The sequence below is a fragment of the Paenibacillus mendelii genome (genome assembly GCF_024498075.1).
Lineage (GTDB): Bacteria > Bacillota > Bacilli > Paenibacillales > Paenibacillaceae > Paenibacillus_Z > Paenibacillus_Z mendelii.
Map to the genome: position 1 here is coordinate 455,878 of NZ_JANHOF010000003.1, position 16,552 is coordinate 472,429.

Consider the following 16,552-nt stretch of genomic DNA (forward strand, 5'->3'; position numbering starts at 1 on the left):
TTCGAGAACGGAAGGAAATGGGGAACCCGAGATGGAAGCGGCAATCGATATCGTGGTTCGTTCCACGGAAATCGATGTGAACGGCCACGTCAACAATGCGAAATATTTAGAATACTTGGAGTGGGGGCGGGAAGCGTGGTATGAGGAAGCCGGGCTTCACTACGACGTGTTTCTGAGGATGGGGATACAAACCGTGACCGTCAACATTAATATCAATTACCGGAAGGAATGCCGGCAAGGCGACCGTCTCACGATTGTGACGCTGCCAGAACGGGCAGGCCGGAGCAGCTATGTGTTAAAGCAGGAGATCGTTAACGACCGAGGCGAACAATGTGCGGATGCGCTGGTTACCTGCGTTACGATGGGATCTGAGTCCCGCCAGAGCATATCGCTGCCCGACACCTTGCGCGCCTTATTCCCCGTATAATCCATAAATGTATCCGCGAGCCAGCACGAGCTGCCTTCCTGTAAGGGGGCTCGTGCTGGCTCGCCTTGTATAATTAGGCTGTTTTAACGAATGCGGTTTCACTCATGATCCGGCTGGTATATTGGCGGAGCTCTCCGATGTATTCCAATTCAAGTGATTTCGATTGCCCGATATCGCCGGGTGTAATGAGTCCGGCCGTCTTATCCGCCAGCGCGAGGCCATTCTGCTCAAATACGGAGGCCACGAACTGAGAGCAGAAATAAGCGTTCGTCCGTTCGATTTCTTTATTGAAGACGACACCAAACAAGCCTAGCAGGTTGTATTTGTACAGAGCTTGATTACGTTCATACCATTCCATTTGCTCTTGCATCCGATAATAGACGCTGGAGTCGACCGTGCAGCTGAAGACGGCGCAATCGACATTATCGAACCATTCATCGTATACATTTTCCTTCACGAACCCGCCAATCAGCGGATTGTGGGGGTTTTTGCGTCCAAAGCTGTAAACCTCCCGTAAATCGCGGTCAAATGCGATAGAAGCGTGATTGAGTGGAAAACGGGTTACCATACGAATCATTTTCGTAAACAGCGTCCCTGTATCGGTTAATAGAACGTAAATCCTTCTCTCATGGGTCATTGTAAGATTCCTCCGTACATTGAATAAATAAAAGCCGTCCAATAATTGACTACTTTCAGCATACGTCAGAGATTGCTTGCCCGACACGTACCAGAGTTGGATGTCATACTAGACTTAGGACCGGTCTATTCTTTGGAAAGACAACTTCCTCATGACCGGCTTCGTGGAAATATATCCCTAGTTACATAATAAATGAAAATGGTTACTCCGTCTTCATAATAAAAATAAGTTTTTTTGTGAAGTGAAAGCTCCAGATTTGGGTAAGATAATTCTACTGACATAAAAAGCCTTAACGGGAATATAACTTAGCATCAATACTATAAGTATATAGATTGGAATTAAAGGAGATGGTCGCGTTGGAGAATAATCTGGTGCATGCGTTTCAAACAAATTGGATCAGCCTGCTTATATCCGTGATCGTTATCGGTTTTTTATTCTGGCTGGCACGTAAACGCGTCAATTTTGGTTACAGAGTCCTGCTCGCGCTCGGCATTGGACTCGTAGTCGGGATTATTCTCAATTCGACGAAGACGGATGCGACAAGCATCGGTACGATCGGTTCCATTTACGTTAATTTGATTAAAATGCTTGTCATTCCGCTGGTAGCCGTATTGGTCATCTCGAGTATTACGTCCATATCGAGCCTAGGCCAGCTTCGTAAAATCGGAGTCAAGACGATCGCCCTCTTTCTTGCGACGACCGGGGTTGCCGCTCTTATCGGTCTGCTGGTGGCGCTGGCAATCAATCCAGGCTTAGGTATTGAACAGGCTGTTCCCGAAAATTTCGAGGCTCGTGAAATACCGACCTTCTCGCAGGTTATTCTCGACTTAGTGCCGGCTAATCCGGTCAATGAGATGGCGAACGGGAAAGTCGTGCCCGTTCTCATATTCTCCATCTTCCTCGCCATTGCCATCGTGCATATCGGAGGGAAGAAGCCTGAAGCTGTCGAGCCGGTGAAGAAGTTCATTGACTCCTTCTCGCAGGTGATGCATCAGGTGACCAAATACGTCATTCGATTAACGCCATACGGGGTCTATGCCTTGATTGGCTCGATGGCTGCAAGGTACGGCTGGGAGACGCTTAAGCCGCTCGTCGCCCTTATCGTGGCCACTTACATCGCACTGGCTCTCCATTTTATTATTACGTTCTTCGGGCTGGTGACGTTCGTCGCGAAGGTCAATCCGCTGCGCTTCCTGCGCAAGGCTTATCCTACGATCGCCGTCGCATTCACGACGCGCAGCAGCTACGCTACGCTTCCTATTAACCTCGAGGTAATTACGAAAAGAATGAAGGTATCGCCGCGCATCGCAAGCTTCGTTGCGCCTCTTGGGGCTACGATGAACATGAACGGCTGCGGCGGTGTCTGGCCAGCGATGGTCGCGATTTTCGTCGCGCAGGTTTTCGGCATCGCGCTCAATGTATCTGATTATATTCTCATCGTAGTCGTCAGTATGATATCTTCGATCGGTGTAGCCGGCGTTCCGGGTCCGGCTTCAATTGCCACGACGGTTGTGCTGACGGCGCTTGGCTTGCCGCTGGAAGGGTTGGGGCTCGTACTTGCGATCGATGCGATCGTCGATATGGGGCGTACGGCGGTCAACGCTACGGGAACGACTGTCTGCGCACTGCTCGTGGGTCAGTCTGAAGGCGAATTTGACCGGGAAGCATTCAATCGCGAGGATGATGACCAATTGGAGCTGAATGCGACTTAATGGCCGGTCATGCCTTCTGTGTTCATTTGTTGCTTAAATGTCACATCTGCAAAGCGATGCCGCTGACGATCAGGAGACCGCCGATTTGGTGGTCTTTTGTTTGATTTTGGCCTATATATTTCGACCTATTCGAACGTGTCGATCTCTGTTTATCCGACAAGAAAGCTTTGCGTTCGGGGCGTATTTCAAGTATGATGATGAGAAAAAGAAAAATGGCTATTCAGAAGGAGCAATCATTCGCATGAATTCGAAAACTACACATTGCAAGATTGTCGACTGTACGATTCGCGACGGCGGGCTCGTCAATAACTGGGATTTTAGCGTGGAGTTCGTTCAGCATCTCTATAACACCTTGAACGAAGCTGGCGTCGATTATATGGAAATCGGTTATAAAAATTCACCTAAGCTGTTGAAAGGCGCCGAGTCTGCGGGACCATGGCGTTTCCTGGATGACGATTTCCTGCGTACTGTCATTCCTCAGAAGCTGAACACGAAGCTTTCCGCGCTTGTTGATATCGGACGCGTCGATGAGAACGACATTCTGCCGCGCGATCAAAGTATGATCGACCTGATCCGCGTTGCTTGCTATATTCAGGACGTAGAGAAAGCACTTGAGCTGGTTCAAGTTTTCCATGACCGCGGTTACGAAACAACGATTAACATCATGGCGCTCTCCAACGTTATGGATAACCAGCTTCTTGAAGCATTCAAGCTTATCAATGACAGTGTCGTTGATGTGGTTTATATTGTTGACTCGTACGGCAGCCTGGACCCGAACGACTTTATCTATCTGGTGGACAAGTTCAAGACGCATCTGCCGAACAAGCGCTTAGGCGTTCATACGCACAACAATATGCAGCTGGCCTTTGCTAACACGCTCATTGCCGCCGAGAATGGCGTCGAGCTGCTTGACGCATCGGTATATGGCATGGGTCGTGCAGCGGGCAATTGCTGCACGGAGCTTCTTGCAGCACACCTGAAGAGCACGAAGTACAACGTCCGCCCTGTGCTCGACATGATCGAGAAGTATATGATTCCGCTTCGCGAGAAGGAAGAATGGGGCTACATCATTCCTTACATGATTACAGGAATGCTTGATGAGCATCCACGCTCGGCAATGGCGCTGCGTAATTCCGCTGATAAGGACAAGGCCGTTGACTTCTATGATAAATTAACGACCCCTGAGATGCTCCACAGCACGTAATTATAGCACCAATACACATTTGGTTGAACATATGGCTGTTCCGACCGAGCAGAGCCGAAGAAGGCTGCTCCGCCGGAGCAGCTTTTTTCAAACACGGCCATGGAATATAATAAAGGCAGGAATGATAAGCCGGTGTCATGAATAATCGGCTAAAGGATACGTTATTTGAGGAACGGGGAGGGAAGCCGGGTGGCTTTCTCGAAAATTTCGACGCGCAAAATTTATGAACAAATCGCGGATCAGATGAAGCAGCATATTGTGGATGGCGGATGGAAGAGCGGTGATAAGCTTCCATCGACGAAGGAGCTATCGGAACAATTTCAAGTGGGGCGCTCTACGATGCGCGAGGCGCTCAGCGCATTGAAGGCGATGGGACTGATTGAAATTCGGCATGGGGAAGGCTGCTTTGTGCGATCCGTTGAATCATCCGATATCCGGATGCCAAGCTTCGATACGCTCCTGCTGAGCCGCGAAGCGATCTTCGAACTGATGGAGGCCCGCATTGCACTGGAAGCATCCAATGCGGCAATCGCGTCGAATCGCCGGACAGAAGAGGATCTTGCCGCTTTCCGCGAGCTGCTCCAGTCGATGCAGGAACGATTGGGAGACGAGGCCTACGGCGAAGCGGCGGACATCGAGTTTCATCGTTTGCTGGCGAAGGCAACACATAATTCCATTATGGTCCGGCTTCTGGATACGATCTCCTCTCAGATGGAGGCGGCGATACGCGAGGCACGGCGAATTCAAATCTATGGCAACAAGCAGGTGTCGATCAGGCTGTGGGAAGAGCATGAAGCGATTTATCAAGCGGTAGCTAACCGTGATCCGGTAAGCGCAGAGACAAGTATGCGTGCCCATCTGACGCATGTCGAGCAGGTGCTGCGCGCCTATCTGGTCGATTCATAGAAGGCAGGAACACTACGCGCAAATGACTGTCTGCGGCTTATTTATAGCTGTAGGTTGTCTGATCACATGATGATCTACACCGATACCGCCATGCCTTGGCAGAGCTAAGGTATGACGGTTTTTTTGCATCCCCGAACCAACCTTTTACCCGTGTGAAAACGCTCTGAATCGCGATTTAGCTGCATTTTTAGCGTTATTAGAATATTTTTATTTAATCGTCCATTTCTAGATTCAATCCGATAATCCCGGTTTAAATCCATATTGTTAAGATATGGTTACATAACATATACCACACAAAAGGGAGAGATGGAAATGAAGGGTATGGGCAAAAAAATGTTGGGTTTGGTTCTGGGATTGTCACTGTTGGTACCGGCAATCGTTCAAGCAGAAGAGGGGGATCCATCGGCTGAGGTCAAGCCGGTCGTGGAAACCGTTACGATTATGATGAAGGTCGGCGGGATGGAAATGGACGTCGATGGAAGTAAAACCACGATGGATGTAGCTCCAGTGATTATGAATGGTACGACCTATATCCCACTGCGTTATTTTGCCCAAGGGATTGGCGGAGTCCTGGACTGGGATCAGAAGGAGATGTCGGCAACATTGAAAACAACCGATATGCTGGCTACCTTTCGCCCGGGCAACAGTAAAATCATGCTGAATGGGGCAGCTATCGAGCTTGGTATTTATATTAGCAGCCAGAACGACCGCACGCTCGTTCCCGTACGTGCTGTCGGAGAGATGTTCGGTTGGACGGTTCAATTCAAAGACAACGGCATCATTTACATGACGAAGTCGATGGAACCCGCTGTCGCTTCATAATATCGAATAATAGAAGGCGCCTGTACGAACAGGCGTCTTTTCAATGTTTACAAAGAAATGAGGTTTAAGTAGACTGGCAGTATAGAAGTCGAATAAGGAGTGGATATTGGATGAATGAATCTATCATGCAAATTATCGAACGGTTGAAGTCGCGGAGGCCGCTGCAGCAGCTGGCGCCTGAGCGGATTTGGGACGAGGCTCTTGATGCGGAAATCGCTGCGATCAGCTTGGCCAATCCCGATGCTCCCGAGGGAATCGCACTTAAGGCAGGTCTTCATCTGTGGAACGATAGCCTGGACCGCTCTCATTCTTATGCTCAATTAATTGAGGACAATCCAACGGGCGGATATTGGCATGGCCTGATGCACCGAATGGAACGCGACTATTCGAACGCTAAATATTGGTTCTATCAAGCCGGTGCTCATCCGGTTATGGACAGCCTGCAGAAGCGTGCCAGCGAATGGCTGCTTCATGAGATTGACTTCAAGCAGCTTCCTGAAGGGGAGATACGGGATATGCTGTACGAAGTGACGAAGCAGCCGCGCTGGAATCCGGCAGCTTTCACAGACAGCATTGCGCTGCAGGGAAGAGGACTCGGCTGCGAAGCGTTAAGACAGGTGCTGGAGGAGCTGCAGCATATCGAGTTATTGGAGCTTATAGCCTATACGTTACGAGCAGCGGAAGAGAGCGAGCGGGTTTCCCGTTAACATAAGCAAAGGAATTGCATCGAGTTGAGCAAATATCAGCTGCAAAAAGGCTGTTTTCGAGTAGGCAGATGGCATCTGTCTATCGGAAACAGCCTTTCTTGATAAGGATTAAGATTCTATCGCCGGTACCTCTTTGGCATTATAATCTTGCTTCGCGGGCTCACTCTGACGCTTGTTGAACGGCCACCAATTGGCCTCCCCGATCAAATTTGCCATCGCGGGCACGACGAGCCCCATAAATACGGTTGAGTACAGCACCAGTCCGATGACGATGCCGGCACCAATCTGCAGCAGCGTATTTACACCGGACATCATGAGAGCAGCAAAGGTACCGCCCATGATAACCGCGGCGGATATAATGACGCCGCCTGTTGTGGTCATTGCCTTGGACATCGCATATACGATGCCTCCCGGACGATACTCCTCCTTGAACCTCGCCATGAGAAAGATGCTGTAGTCAACGCCGAGAGCTACGATAATGAGGAAGACGAAGAACGACGCGCTCCAGGATAGTCCAGGCTTCCCGAGAAGATGTACGAATATAAATTCCACGATCCCCATCGTAACGAGATAATTGAAGCCCAGCGATAAGAGGACATAGAGCGGCGCCAGTATCGACCGCAGCAATAGCATGAGAACGATGAAAATTCCGACCAGAACCAGCGTGCCCGTACGTGTGAAGTCATTGCGTGAAATATCCTTGAGCTCACCGATCTGTGCGGTCGTCCCACTGAAGTTCAACTCGGGCTTACCGATCGATGAACCAGCCAGGCTCTGCTTCAGCATCTCGCGTATTTGGCCGACTGTAGTGAGCGCTTCTGCAGAATATGGATTCTCAGCCAGAATGACTTCCAGCTTCACGGTCAAACCGTCCTTGGACATGTAATAATCGATCGCCTGCTGCAGCTTTGGATCATCCAGCGCTTCCTTCGGCAAGTACCAGCCGGGAATCTGGCCTTCTCCGCTGCCTGCGATGCCTTGCTGAGCCTCATTCACCGCCGACAATCCGCCAGAGATATCTGCGAGGCCCTTCGCACCTTCCTTGAGACCGCCGGTCAGCTCTACTAAACCGCTGCTCAGCTTATTGGCGCCATCCGCAGCCTGCTGCTGTCCACTTGCCAATTGGCCTAGACCAGCAGCAGCCTGTGAGATCGCTGGGGTGATTTGGCCGAGTCCCTGCTTGAGTCCGGATGCGCCTTGTTCCAGCTTTGCCAATCCATCGGCCAAGCCCTTCTGCTTGCCGAGCAGCATCTGCATATTGATATCATCCTTAAGCTCCGGATGTGCCTCCAGCAGCTTATGCAAATCGGCGCCGAGTGACGCGGAGACGTCTGCGCTTTGCGATAAGCCGGCAGCAAGCTGCCCGGCCCCTTTGGAACTTTGCTGCAGGCCGCTGTGAATTTGCTTTAAGCCCTCTTGAGCCTTCACGGTCTGAGTCGACATCATACGAAGACCGTTCGTAAGCTTGCCGATATCTCCTTCGCCAAGGGCGATCTCGTTGCTAGCAGCGGTAAGTCCGCCGCCGATTTGATCTACGCCGCTTTTCAGCTGCTCCAGAACGCTGGAGGTTTTCGTCAGCTGACTGGTCACTGTCAGGTCGGTTAACTGTTCCCCGAGAGGCCGGACAGGGCTGCGCACCTCCTGGACGCCTTCTAGGCGGGCCAGATTCGCGCTAGCGATCTCCAGTGCAGCGAGCGCCTCTGGCGTCCGCATAGACGATTCGGAAGTAAGGGAGATCGATAGCGGAAACACTTCCCCGGAGCCAAACGAACGCTCTACTTGACGGAAGCCTTGAACTGAGCCATGACTGGGATCGATTTCTGCGAGATCATCGAAGGAGCGTTTCCCTTCGAACAGCAGCGTGACTGGTGCCAGCAGAATGACAGTCACTAGCAATACGGCTACTGGCCGCCGCGCGGCCAATGAAGCCATTCCGGCCCATAGCTTGGATTCTCCGTGGCCCTGACCGCTTTGAACCTTTGTCGGCCAGAAGGTAGCCTTGCCGAAGATCATGAGCAGGGCGGGTGTCAGCGTGAGTCCCGCAGCAAGCGTAACCGCTACGCCAATCGAGACGCCGACCGCGGATTGGTATAAGCCGAACTGGGCGAAGCCGATTAGGAAGAAGGCTACGAACACGGTGCTGGCGGAGAACACGACCGTCTTCCCGACATTGCGCATTGTTCGAACGAGCGCATCTTCTTTACTGCCGCCTTGACTGAGCTCCTCCCGGTAACGCTGGATGAGGAGGATGCAGTAATCGGTTCCAGCCCCGAACAGAACCGCGATAAGAAAGGATTCGGTAAATGAAGATACCGGCATGCCGTATTCCGTCGCCAACGCGACGAGACCACGCGTAATGACGAGGGAGATTCCAATCGTTACCAACGGTATGAAAGGAGCGATCGGCGAACGGAAGACGATAAGCAGAATAATAAGCACAAGTGCAACCGTGAGCAGCTCAGTCTTGCGAAGTCCTTCCTCGGAGCTGCTTTGAAAATCTTTGCTGATCGGAGCGCTTCCGGTTAGATAAACATCGCTGCCTGAGGGAGCCCCGCTCAGAGCCCCGCCCAGCTTCTCCACGGCCTCCTGGGTTACCGTGTCATTCTCCGGCCGCTCAAACCCGATCATAACAAGCTCAGTAGTTCCATCCTTGCTCCTGAACTTGACGGCAAGGTCGGGGTTGTCGTAAGCGGACGTGACAGACTTAATGCCTTCGCCGCCTTTCTCTGCGGACAACTCGGATGCTTTGTCTTTCAGCCATGAACGGTCGCTGTCCGTCAACCCTTCTGCTCGTGAATAGACGATGATTGCACTGGATTTAGGCGTACTCTCCGGGTCAATTCGTTCGAGCAGCTGCTTGGCAACGACGGACTCTGAATCTGCAGGTATAAATTTCTGTTCTGTTTGTCGCACAATGCCCTGCAAATCCGGCAGGCCGAACATTGCGGCTGCTGTAACAGCCAACCAGATGATTAATACGACCCATTTTGCTCGGGCGAGTCCTCTCACAAACCGCTCCATAGTACGTTCCTCCCTTAATTCAATCATCAGCAAATGTTGCCGTGAAGATATCCATATGAATAGTTATAGTCGATCACAAACAGAAAATCAATAATTTTATACCGTCGGTCATAATTATTTTGAGACAATTAATCATTGTAGAATCATTGTTCCATGAAGAAGATGTCTATGTAATGAGGTTCCTTAGTGTCATTTAATGACTAACGGTCATAATCATTTACTCCATCCATGTCTTGTGCTACAATGTAACGAAAGTGAAAACCGTTCGCCGGGAGGGAGGTGACTTTGGTGAACCGTGAGCAGAAGAAACAGCAAACACGCATACAGATCAAGGATGCAGCGTTATCGCTGTTTGCCGAGCAGGGATACGAGGCTACCTCGATCGAGCAGATTGTGAAGCAGGTTGGTGTTGCCAAAGGCACCTTCTTCAACTATTTCTCGTCGAAGGACGAGCTGATCTGCGATTTATTAAGCATGTTCGTCATGGGGGAAGCCAAGAAGCTCAAAGACAAGCCGGGTCCCATCATTCCTCGTATGAGAATGATCCTCTTTCAGCTTGTTCAGCGGTTTCCACTGAATAAGCAGCTGGGGAGAGCGCTGTTTCAAGCTACGCTTGGGAGCAGCAAGGCACTCGAAGCCCACAATGCCGCCATGCATGAACTGATAGAAGCACTGATCCCGATCATCCGGCAGGCACAAGAAAGCGGTGAGCTGCGTAAGGATATGCCGCCGGAGATGATTGCCGGGCTCGCTTACCAAACATACTTCGGCGCTCTTATTGTATGGTCGATGAATGATGAGCAAGAACCGATTGATGAACAAATGGCGATTACCTTCGACCTTTTTTTCAGAGGCATTCAAGCGTAGGACGCATCTGAATATAGTAAAGAAAGCTCCAGCGGCATTAGCCGCTGGAGCTTTCTTCATGAACTTCTGGAGGAATGGATCCATTTCACAACTACCGATTTCCTGTAAGGTCTAGGGGAAGTAAACGGGCTTCGCCGCCATAGAGTGGCGAGAGCCGCTTGTTCTTGATCGCCCCGCGCTGAATCCTAATGCATACTTTAAAAACCCATAAGCTCTCCATCGCCGCGGATCGCCGCCGCGTGGTGCTGGACATTCGGATGCAAATACCCGGTTCCTTCGAATGTCCTCCCGCCCGCTGTGATGGCCTTCAGCTCGACGCGGATATTCTCGCTTTCGTTAAAGGCTCGAAGCAATGAGGTTTGTGTCATGCCATCGATATCGATATACCATAACCGAGAGCCGGTGTCGGTAACGATCACGAGCTGAGCGCCAGCGAAAACGAGCTTGGTCGTCTCTTCGGATTGGCGGATGGTGAGCTCCGCCAATAAATAAGTATCCACAGCCGCAAGGCCTCCTTCACATGTCAATGAATCAGGGATTCAGTAGCCCCGTTATGAGTTCTGTTACGATTGTAATAGCGGGTCGTTATCATTGCAACTATCAGACACAAGTTAACGAACGTTGCCGGGCTGGGTGATAGAACGGCAGCGAATGTAGTAAGCGTCCTCCGTTGTGACCGGCTGCTTCTCGAACTGCGGGGATGGGGGTACTTCACTGCCAAGGATGCGTACCTGGAAGGAATCGCCTTCAGGCCGGACAGTCAGAATGCGTGCCGGATCAAGCAGCCGATACGTATCGGCATCGATTGTGCCGCTCCACACTGACAGAGACAAGCCTTCGCTCCACTCTCGAATGGTGCCGTGATACTGCGGCTTTCCTTCATCGACCCAGAGCACGCGGTCAGCCCAGGCTTCCCATTCGTTGAGCTCATGCGTCGAGATGATGATCGTACGTCCGCGCGAATGCGAGGCCGCGAATCGGGTGAAGTGAAGCCGTTCCAGGGAATCAAGCGCATTAAGCGGCTCGTCCAAAAAGATATAAGCCGGAGAAGCGATCCAAGCTTGCGCGAGGGCGATTCGTTGGCGGACCCCCTGAGCAAGCGTCTTGATCTTAGATGTACGGTAAGCGGTAAGATGGAAAGCCTCCATGAGCTGCTCAAGCTCGCCCTGGGCAGCCCCCCCCTTGAGCTCGGCTAAGTAATGAAGCAGCTTAACCGTTTTCATCTGCTCGTAAAGCTCGATCCCAGTCGGCACGAAACCGATCTGGGATCGTATGGAAGGCAAATCGCGATCCACGGTTAACCCGTCATATCTGATCTCGCCCTCGGTGGGGAACTGAGCTGTCGCCAGCAGCTGCAGCAAGGATGATTTCCCTGCCCCATTACGTCCAACGAGCAGTGTAATCCCCGGCTTCAGAACAAGCCGGGGGACGAAGAGGCGGAAGTCGGAACCGCCTCTTCGCCATTGAACCTTATGAAGCTCAAGCATGTATAACAACCCTCTCCTTCATATCCGACAGCCAGATCCGCGGCTAAGGCAGCAGACGCGTTCCAAAGCTGCGCTTGTAGGCGAGTGCAAGAAGCACTAAGCCAGCAATGACGGCTGACAGCTGCAGCTCGGCCAGATGTCTGCTGTACGACATCTCCCACAGCGGAATTACACGCTGCATCAACCCGTTCCAACCGATCCAGAATACAGCGGCGAAGGTGAATGCAAGCTTGAAGCCTTTCCACATGAGGACATACGCAGTAATTCCGCTTACGAGCAGCAGCAGTGAGAGCCACTGGAGCACGAACGGAAGCATTGGGAACGCGGTTACCTTCACATTCATATAGATGGAGCCGGCAATGCCGAACACAAGGTTAAGACTGATCACAATCATGGTGCGGACGATGAGCAGGAGGGCCGGCGGGTAAGGCGTGATCGTCTCGATCATGCGCATCTCCTTGTTCCAAGACCGGAAGCTGTAAGCCAGCGAGGCAAGGAGAAGCGCCGGCAGCACAATGGAAAACATCGTGCCCACGCTGAAGGCGGAGACCCCTTGGCTTGTCGGCAGAACGAGCAGCAGCATCCCGAATATGAGAAGGCTGGCTAACCAGTACATCCGTGAATAAGACGACAACTGAGAACGAATTAAACGGAAGATCGAAGGCCGTTTTACTTTGACTGTATTCCGGTTCACAAAACGATCTTCTTCGCTCGCCTGCTGCAGTTCATCGAAGGCGGGCTGCAGCGCACGGATAAGTCGGGCCGTATCATATGACGAGGCGGTTCCCGTAAGCAGCTGGGACAGAGGCGTACGCAGCTCATCCTCCAGCATCTGAAGCTCAGTATCTTTTGGTACACTCAATTTCGTCCACCTCCTTTGGCATCTGCTACGACAATGTTGTCGGGGTGCAGCCGAGATTTTAACTTGCGCAATCCGTTATATAAATGGGTCTTAACCGAACCGAGCGGCAGACTGACAATATCTGCGATATCCTGCAGCTTCAAATCTTGATAGAAGCGAAGCGTAATAATTTCCTTCTGCACATCGGGCAGCGAATCAAGCGATTGCTGCACTTCCTTGCGCGTTTCCTGGCGTTCGGCCAGCTCAACGACCGAGGGGGTCATATCGCGCTGCTCCGGAGGTTCGGCGAACGAGGTCTGTACATTGCGATTATGTGCGCTCTTCCAGTAATCCCGGCACAGATTAAGCGCTACACGGTAAAGCCATGCCTGGACGTTATCAGGCGGTCTGCGTTCCTTCAGCTGCCTGATCAGCCGCAGGAACGTTTCTTGCACAAAATCCTCAGCCCGCCCGGAGTCCTTCAATTGTCTTTGCAAGAAACCGTACAGCGGGGCATTGTACCGATGCACGAGTGCTTCGAAGCTCGCCTGATCGCCGGCGGCCATGCCTTCCAGAAGCTCCTCATCCGTCATGTCGATGCTCACCTGCCCTTCTCTTCATTCCATACCTTCAGCCACTGATTCCATGTAATGAGCGGGAACGTGAACCGGGTCACGTTGTCATTGAATTGGATCGGTTGGAACCGGGCTGAGTACAGATCATTGATATATAGACCTTCATTTAAAAAATGTAGCAGCACTCGTCTTACGAGCTCCTGCTTTCCTTCCGTATAGGCATGATCGATCATATCCATCAACGGCTTGCTAAGCGGGGACATGCTGTGCGGATCCTGATTCACGGCATCCGGATTCGTTTCTTTCAGCCAAACATAAGGAGCAATGGCGCGCCTGATCTCTTGCACAATGGAGTAGGTTTCCGCCATCTTCTTATTCTGATCGTCCCATTCGTCGACAGGCATCGTTGTATTGACGGTATCGCCGAACAACATGTAGTTCATTACCTGTTGAAGTCTATAGTCATCTAGATTATTATGCTGCATCTCGCTAATAAACATCATGTTATCTTCAATGAGAATGTTAGTGCCATAGCTCGGTCTAATCGTATCATCCATAGGAAAATAAACGATTTGCTTCAAGCGGCTCAGCGGCTTGCCGAGCCAACGCTCATAGAATAGGCGCTGCTCGTGTAGTCTTTCCAAAAACAGCTTACTTTCCTTCACGTTGCCGGGTGTTGTTACAATAGAGATGGGTTCTCCGCTTATACTTACGTTTTCGAAGCGGCCCCCGAAGATCGTCACACCGCTCGCGGAACTCTGTGACCAATGTCTCGAGTTCGGCCGGTCATCCGGCGCAGGCGATATTGATGCATAAAGATCGCCTGGGAACCCGGTCAGTCTCACATCGATATCGGCCTGCATGTACTTAAGCGTGTCGGTCCGGTTCAACGCGAAACGGTAGTTGGAATAGAGCAAGCTATCGCCTCCCGGGATCGGAAACCAACCGATATGGCTGGGCAGGTAGACTTGGGCTCCATCAACGAATGCCCGGTAATACTGGGTTGAGTATTCACTCTCCCATTCATTCAAGCTTCCGGAATAGGTGATGACCAGAGTATGGACCCCATCACCGGGTCCAAGAAGGGAGCGATCGAATGATAGAAGGTCGCGTTCCTGCTTAAAGGGAATCGATCTGCCGTCGACCGTGAAGGACTGTACGATCAATCGCGGGTACAACAGAAAGGATACCCGGCCTTCTTCGTGCTCCTTCACCTTCGTTATGCCTGGAGCAGCCGGAATGAGCGCACCGTCTTGAACGGGCAGGTTGATGGTGGCTTTCATATCGAGAATATCGTCTTGGCTGCGGCTTACTTCAAGGGCCAGGCGATCGATCCGGAACATAAACGGTTCCTGGGGCTGTGCCTGCTCGGAAGGTGGTGCAGCGGCCTTGACCGCGTTGATCCGATCGTAACGGTCTCCCCAAAATCCGGCGTAGGGAACAAGAGATGCCAAGGCTGTAAGCAGGGCGGTCCACATGATCAGATTAGGTATCTTCGGGCGCATGACAGGTCTGGAGCGGGCGAGCAAGGCCCCGGAAGCTGCGAGCATAAAAAGGGTGAATGCCGCATTAATGACAATCTGAAGCCCATACTCCTGCGCCTTCAGTTGAAAGGTCCATGTCTCATTAACCGTATTGTTGCTCATATTCATCAGCGGACTGAGACTAAAGACATTGGCGGGATACCAGTAATACGTATCGACGAGAAACATTGGGACGAAGATCGTACCGAACACCCACCCGCAGAATGCGATTGCCAGCGAGAAACGCATCGGCATCAATGCGCCGAGAACCATTCCAAGCGCCACGCTTAAGGCAAAGGTCGTTTCGTATATCGTCGTATAGAACATAAGCTGGCTCATTGCGGATTGCCACGCTAGCTCATGCTTCCATGCCGAGAATAAATAGGCGGCTTGAATGCACAGGGTGAACATGCTGCTATATAGAAAGCCGGCTATCCATTTACTTGTGATGAAGACCCGATTCGATACAGGAAGCGCAAGACTCCATTCGTAGGAGGCATTCAACGTATCGCGGCGCATGAGAAGAACGCCGAACAGGATCGGGATGATCGGGGTGAAAATCATCAACATGTTATGGGCATCCGCAGCATACAGGTTGACATCCATCGAAGCGGGCAGACCGTTAGAGTACGTCTGTACAATCATCCAAGCGCCGGCGACCGGCGGCAGCAGCAGCGGCCATCGCAATCTAAACAACAGACGAAGCTCCATCACGATCTGCAGAGCTAACGCGCGCATTCGTGTAACCTGGCCTCTCGATCGGTAATGAGAGCCAAATAGCCTTCCTCCATCGAGGGCTCGGCAAGCTGCGCATAAGGCGTGGGCGGCGCATCGGCGATCGTTCTGCAGAGCACGCCATCTGCCGTGCGGCGTGCGGCCAGCAGCCGCTCTTGTGCCATTGAGCGCCATTCCAGCTCGGATGCTTCCCACTGCCACAACCGTCCTTGCGCATATCGGGAAAGCCCGTTCAGCGGTCCATTGTAGCGAAGCTTACCATTGGTTAATACGATGGCCTCCTTGCAGCTGGTCTCCACATCGCTCAGGATATGGGTAGACAACAATATAACGCTGCGCATGGCCACTTCCGCCAAGAGATTGCGTAGACGGAGGCGCTCCTCGGGATCGAGGCCGGTGGTCGGTTCATCCACGATAATGACGTCGGGACTGCCGACCAGTGCTTGGGCAATGCCGAGACGCTTCACCATGCCGCTGGAATACGTGCGTGTCGGGCGGTCTGCCTTGGCTTCAAGATTCACTGAGCAGAGCAAACGCTCGACCTCCTTCTCCTGCTCGGCATGCGAGGCGCCGCCTTTCAAGCGGGCCGTATGGCGGAGAAGCTCGCGGGCGGTTAAATTCGGATACAGCTGAAACGTCTGCGGGACGTAGCCGATGCGGCTCCGTGCATGGACGCCGTTGCGAACCGAGACCCCTTGAATGGTAGCCTCGCCCGTGGATGGCGTCATTAGACCGGCAAGCAGGCGCATCAGCGTCGACTTCCCGGCGCCATTGGGCCCGAGCAGTCCGTAGATGCCTCTTTCAAGCCGGAAGGATAAGGGCTCGAGCGCCCAGATTTGTTTGTATTTTTTTCCTATATTATAGGCTGCTAGCATCGGATTTTTTCCTCCTGTGGTCTAGACGAAAGGCTGCAGAAAAAAGTTTTTGTGAAGCAGGACAAAGGTGCTGGACAAAAACCGTGCAAATGGTACAAACTAGGTAGTAATTAGGGTTGCCAGTTAACGTGTTCCGATTCGCTTATAAGATGAAGCGGAATGCAGCGACACGAACTATTTTACCACCTGAACCGGCATATAGCGATGCATGTC

Annotated in this window: 15 protein-coding genes; 7 read left to right on the forward strand and 8 right to left on the reverse strand. The window is 51.9% G+C overall.

The annotated features are described in order from the left end of the window. The first annotated feature begins 31 nt into the window (after window positions 1-31). Window positions 32-427, forward strand: coding sequence for an acyl-CoA thioesterase (locus NNL21_RS12770; protein WP_204819359.1), 396 nt, complete (start codon window positions 32-34; stop codon window positions 425-427). Window positions 428-500: 73 nt separating this feature from the next. Here NNL21_RS12770 and NNL21_RS12775 read toward each other — a convergent pair whose 3' ends face one another. Next, window positions 501-1,064 carry a C40 family peptidase gene (locus NNL21_RS12775; protein WP_204819360.1) on the reverse strand — a complete coding sequence of 188 codons (564 nt, stop codon included), beginning with the start codon at window positions 1,062-1,064 and terminating at the stop codon, window positions 501-503. 356 nt (window positions 1,065-1,420) lie between these two features. Between NNL21_RS12775 and NNL21_RS12780 the strand changes: the two genes are divergently transcribed. From NNL21_RS12780 to NNL21_RS12800, 5 genes are all read left to right on the forward strand, one after another. Beyond that, window positions 1,421-2,776, forward strand: coding sequence for a dicarboxylate/amino acid:cation symporter (locus NNL21_RS12780; protein WP_204819361.1), 1,356 nt, complete (start codon window positions 1,421-1,423; stop codon window positions 2,774-2,776). 241 nt (window positions 2,777-3,017) lie between these two features. Further along, window positions 3,018-3,980: an aldolase catalytic domain-containing protein gene (locus NNL21_RS12785; protein WP_204819362.1), complete on the forward strand. Its 963-nt coding sequence runs from the start codon at window positions 3,018-3,020 to the stop codon at window positions 3,978-3,980. Window positions 3,981-4,169: 189 nt separating this feature from the next. Then, window positions 4,170-4,886 (forward strand): FadR/GntR family transcriptional regulator, encoded by a 717-nt coding sequence (locus NNL21_RS12790; protein WP_204819363.1) that lies wholly within the window; start codon window positions 4,170-4,172, stop codon window positions 4,884-4,886. 312 nt (window positions 4,887-5,198) lie between these two features. Then, window positions 5,199-5,708 carry a copper amine oxidase N-terminal domain-containing protein gene (locus NNL21_RS12795; RefSeq protein WP_204819364.1) on the forward strand — a complete coding sequence of 170 codons (510 nt, stop codon included), beginning with the start codon at window positions 5,199-5,201 and terminating at the stop codon, window positions 5,706-5,708. A 110-nt stretch (window positions 5,709-5,818) separates the two neighbouring features. Further along, window positions 5,819-6,415, forward strand: a complete 597-nt coding sequence (locus NNL21_RS12800) for a hypothetical protein (RefSeq protein WP_204819365.1) — start codon at window positions 5,819-5,821, stop codon at window positions 6,413-6,415. 108 nt (window positions 6,416-6,523) lie between these two features. Here NNL21_RS12800 and NNL21_RS12805 read toward each other — a convergent pair whose 3' ends face one another. After that, window positions 6,524-9,436 carry an MMPL family transporter gene (locus tag NNL21_RS12805; RefSeq protein WP_204819366.1) on the reverse strand — a complete coding sequence of 971 codons (2,913 nt, stop codon included), beginning with the start codon at window positions 9,434-9,436 and terminating at the stop codon, window positions 6,524-6,526. A gap of 288 nt (window positions 9,437-9,724) precedes the next feature. Here NNL21_RS12805 and NNL21_RS12810 point away from each other — a divergent pair, with 288 nt between their 5' ends. Continuing rightward, window positions 9,725-10,303, forward strand: coding sequence for a TetR/AcrR family transcriptional regulator (locus NNL21_RS12810; protein ID WP_204819367.1), 579 nt, complete (start codon window positions 9,725-9,727; stop codon window positions 10,301-10,303). 197 nt (window positions 10,304-10,500) lie between these two features. Here NNL21_RS12810 and NNL21_RS12815 read toward each other — a convergent pair whose 3' ends face one another. From NNL21_RS12815 to NNL21_RS12840, 6 genes are all read right to left on the reverse strand, one after another. Further along, a complete protein-coding gene (locus NNL21_RS12815) occupies window positions 10,501-10,803 on the reverse strand; it encodes a hypothetical protein (RefSeq protein ID WP_204819368.1) in 303 nt (100 codons plus the stop codon). 111 nt (window positions 10,804-10,914) lie between these two features. Next, window positions 10,915-11,790, reverse strand: a complete 876-nt coding sequence (locus NNL21_RS12820) for an ATP-binding cassette domain-containing protein (RefSeq protein ID WP_204819369.1) — start codon at window positions 11,788-11,790, stop codon at window positions 10,915-10,917. Between the two features lie 43 nt (window positions 11,791-11,833). Beyond that, entirely contained in the window at window positions 11,834-12,652 is an 819-nt protein-coding gene (locus NNL21_RS12825) for a hypothetical protein (protein ID WP_204819370.1), read from the reverse strand. Further along, entirely contained in the window at window positions 12,649-13,236 is a 588-nt protein-coding gene (locus NNL21_RS12830) for an RNA polymerase sigma factor (RefSeq protein ID WP_256555195.1), read from the reverse strand. Before NNL21_RS12830 ends, NNL21_RS12825 begins: the two co-directional genes overlap by 4 nt. Next, complete coding sequence (locus tag NNL21_RS12835; RefSeq protein ID WP_204819372.1) at window positions 13,233-15,467, reverse strand: ABC-2 transporter permease family protein; 2,235 nt, start codon at window positions 15,465-15,467, stop codon at window positions 13,233-13,235. The genes NNL21_RS12830 and NNL21_RS12835 overlap by 4 nt, the downstream gene beginning before the upstream one ends. Continuing rightward, window positions 15,455-16,339 (reverse strand): ATP-binding cassette domain-containing protein, encoded by an 885-nt coding sequence (locus tag NNL21_RS12840; RefSeq protein ID WP_204819373.1) that lies wholly within the window; start codon window positions 16,337-16,339, stop codon window positions 15,455-15,457. The genes NNL21_RS12835 and NNL21_RS12840 overlap by 13 nt, the downstream gene beginning before the upstream one ends. Between the last annotated feature and the right edge of the window lie 213 nt (window positions 16,340-16,552).

Excerpts from the sequence above, each read along its gene's own strand:
- NNL21_RS12770 (WP_204819359.1), top strand. The coding sequence starts at position 32 with ATGGAAGCGGCAATCGATATCGTGGTTCGTTCCACGGAAATCGATGTG.
- NNL21_RS12775 (WP_204819360.1), bottom strand. The coding sequence starts at position 1,064 with ATGACCCATGAGAGAAGGATTTACGTTCTATTAACCGATACAGGGACG.
- NNL21_RS12785 (WP_204819362.1), top strand. The coding sequence starts at position 3,018 with ATGAATTCGAAAACTACACATTGCAAGATTGTCGACTGTACGATTCGC.
- NNL21_RS12795 (WP_204819364.1), top strand. The coding sequence starts at position 5,199 with ATGAAGGGTATGGGCAAAAAAATGTTGGGTTTGGTTCTGGGATTGTCA.
- NNL21_RS12800 (WP_204819365.1), top strand. The coding sequence starts at position 5,819 with ATGAATGAATCTATCATGCAAATTATCGAACGGTTGAAGTCGCGGAGG.
- NNL21_RS12805 (WP_204819366.1), bottom strand. The coding sequence starts at position 9,436 with ATGGAGCGGTTTGTGAGAGGACTCGCCCGAGCAAAATGGGTCGTATTA.
- NNL21_RS12820 (WP_204819369.1), bottom strand. The coding sequence starts at position 11,790 with ATGCTTGAGCTTCATAAGGTTCAATGGCGAAGAGGCGGTTCCGACTTC.
- NNL21_RS12835 (WP_204819372.1), bottom strand. The coding sequence starts at position 15,467 with ATGCGCGCGTTAGCTCTGCAGATCGTGATGGAGCTTCGTCTGTTGTTT.
- NNL21_RS12840 (WP_204819373.1), bottom strand. The coding sequence starts at position 16,339 with ATGCTAGCAGCCTATAATATAGGAAAAAAATACAAACAAATCTGGGCG.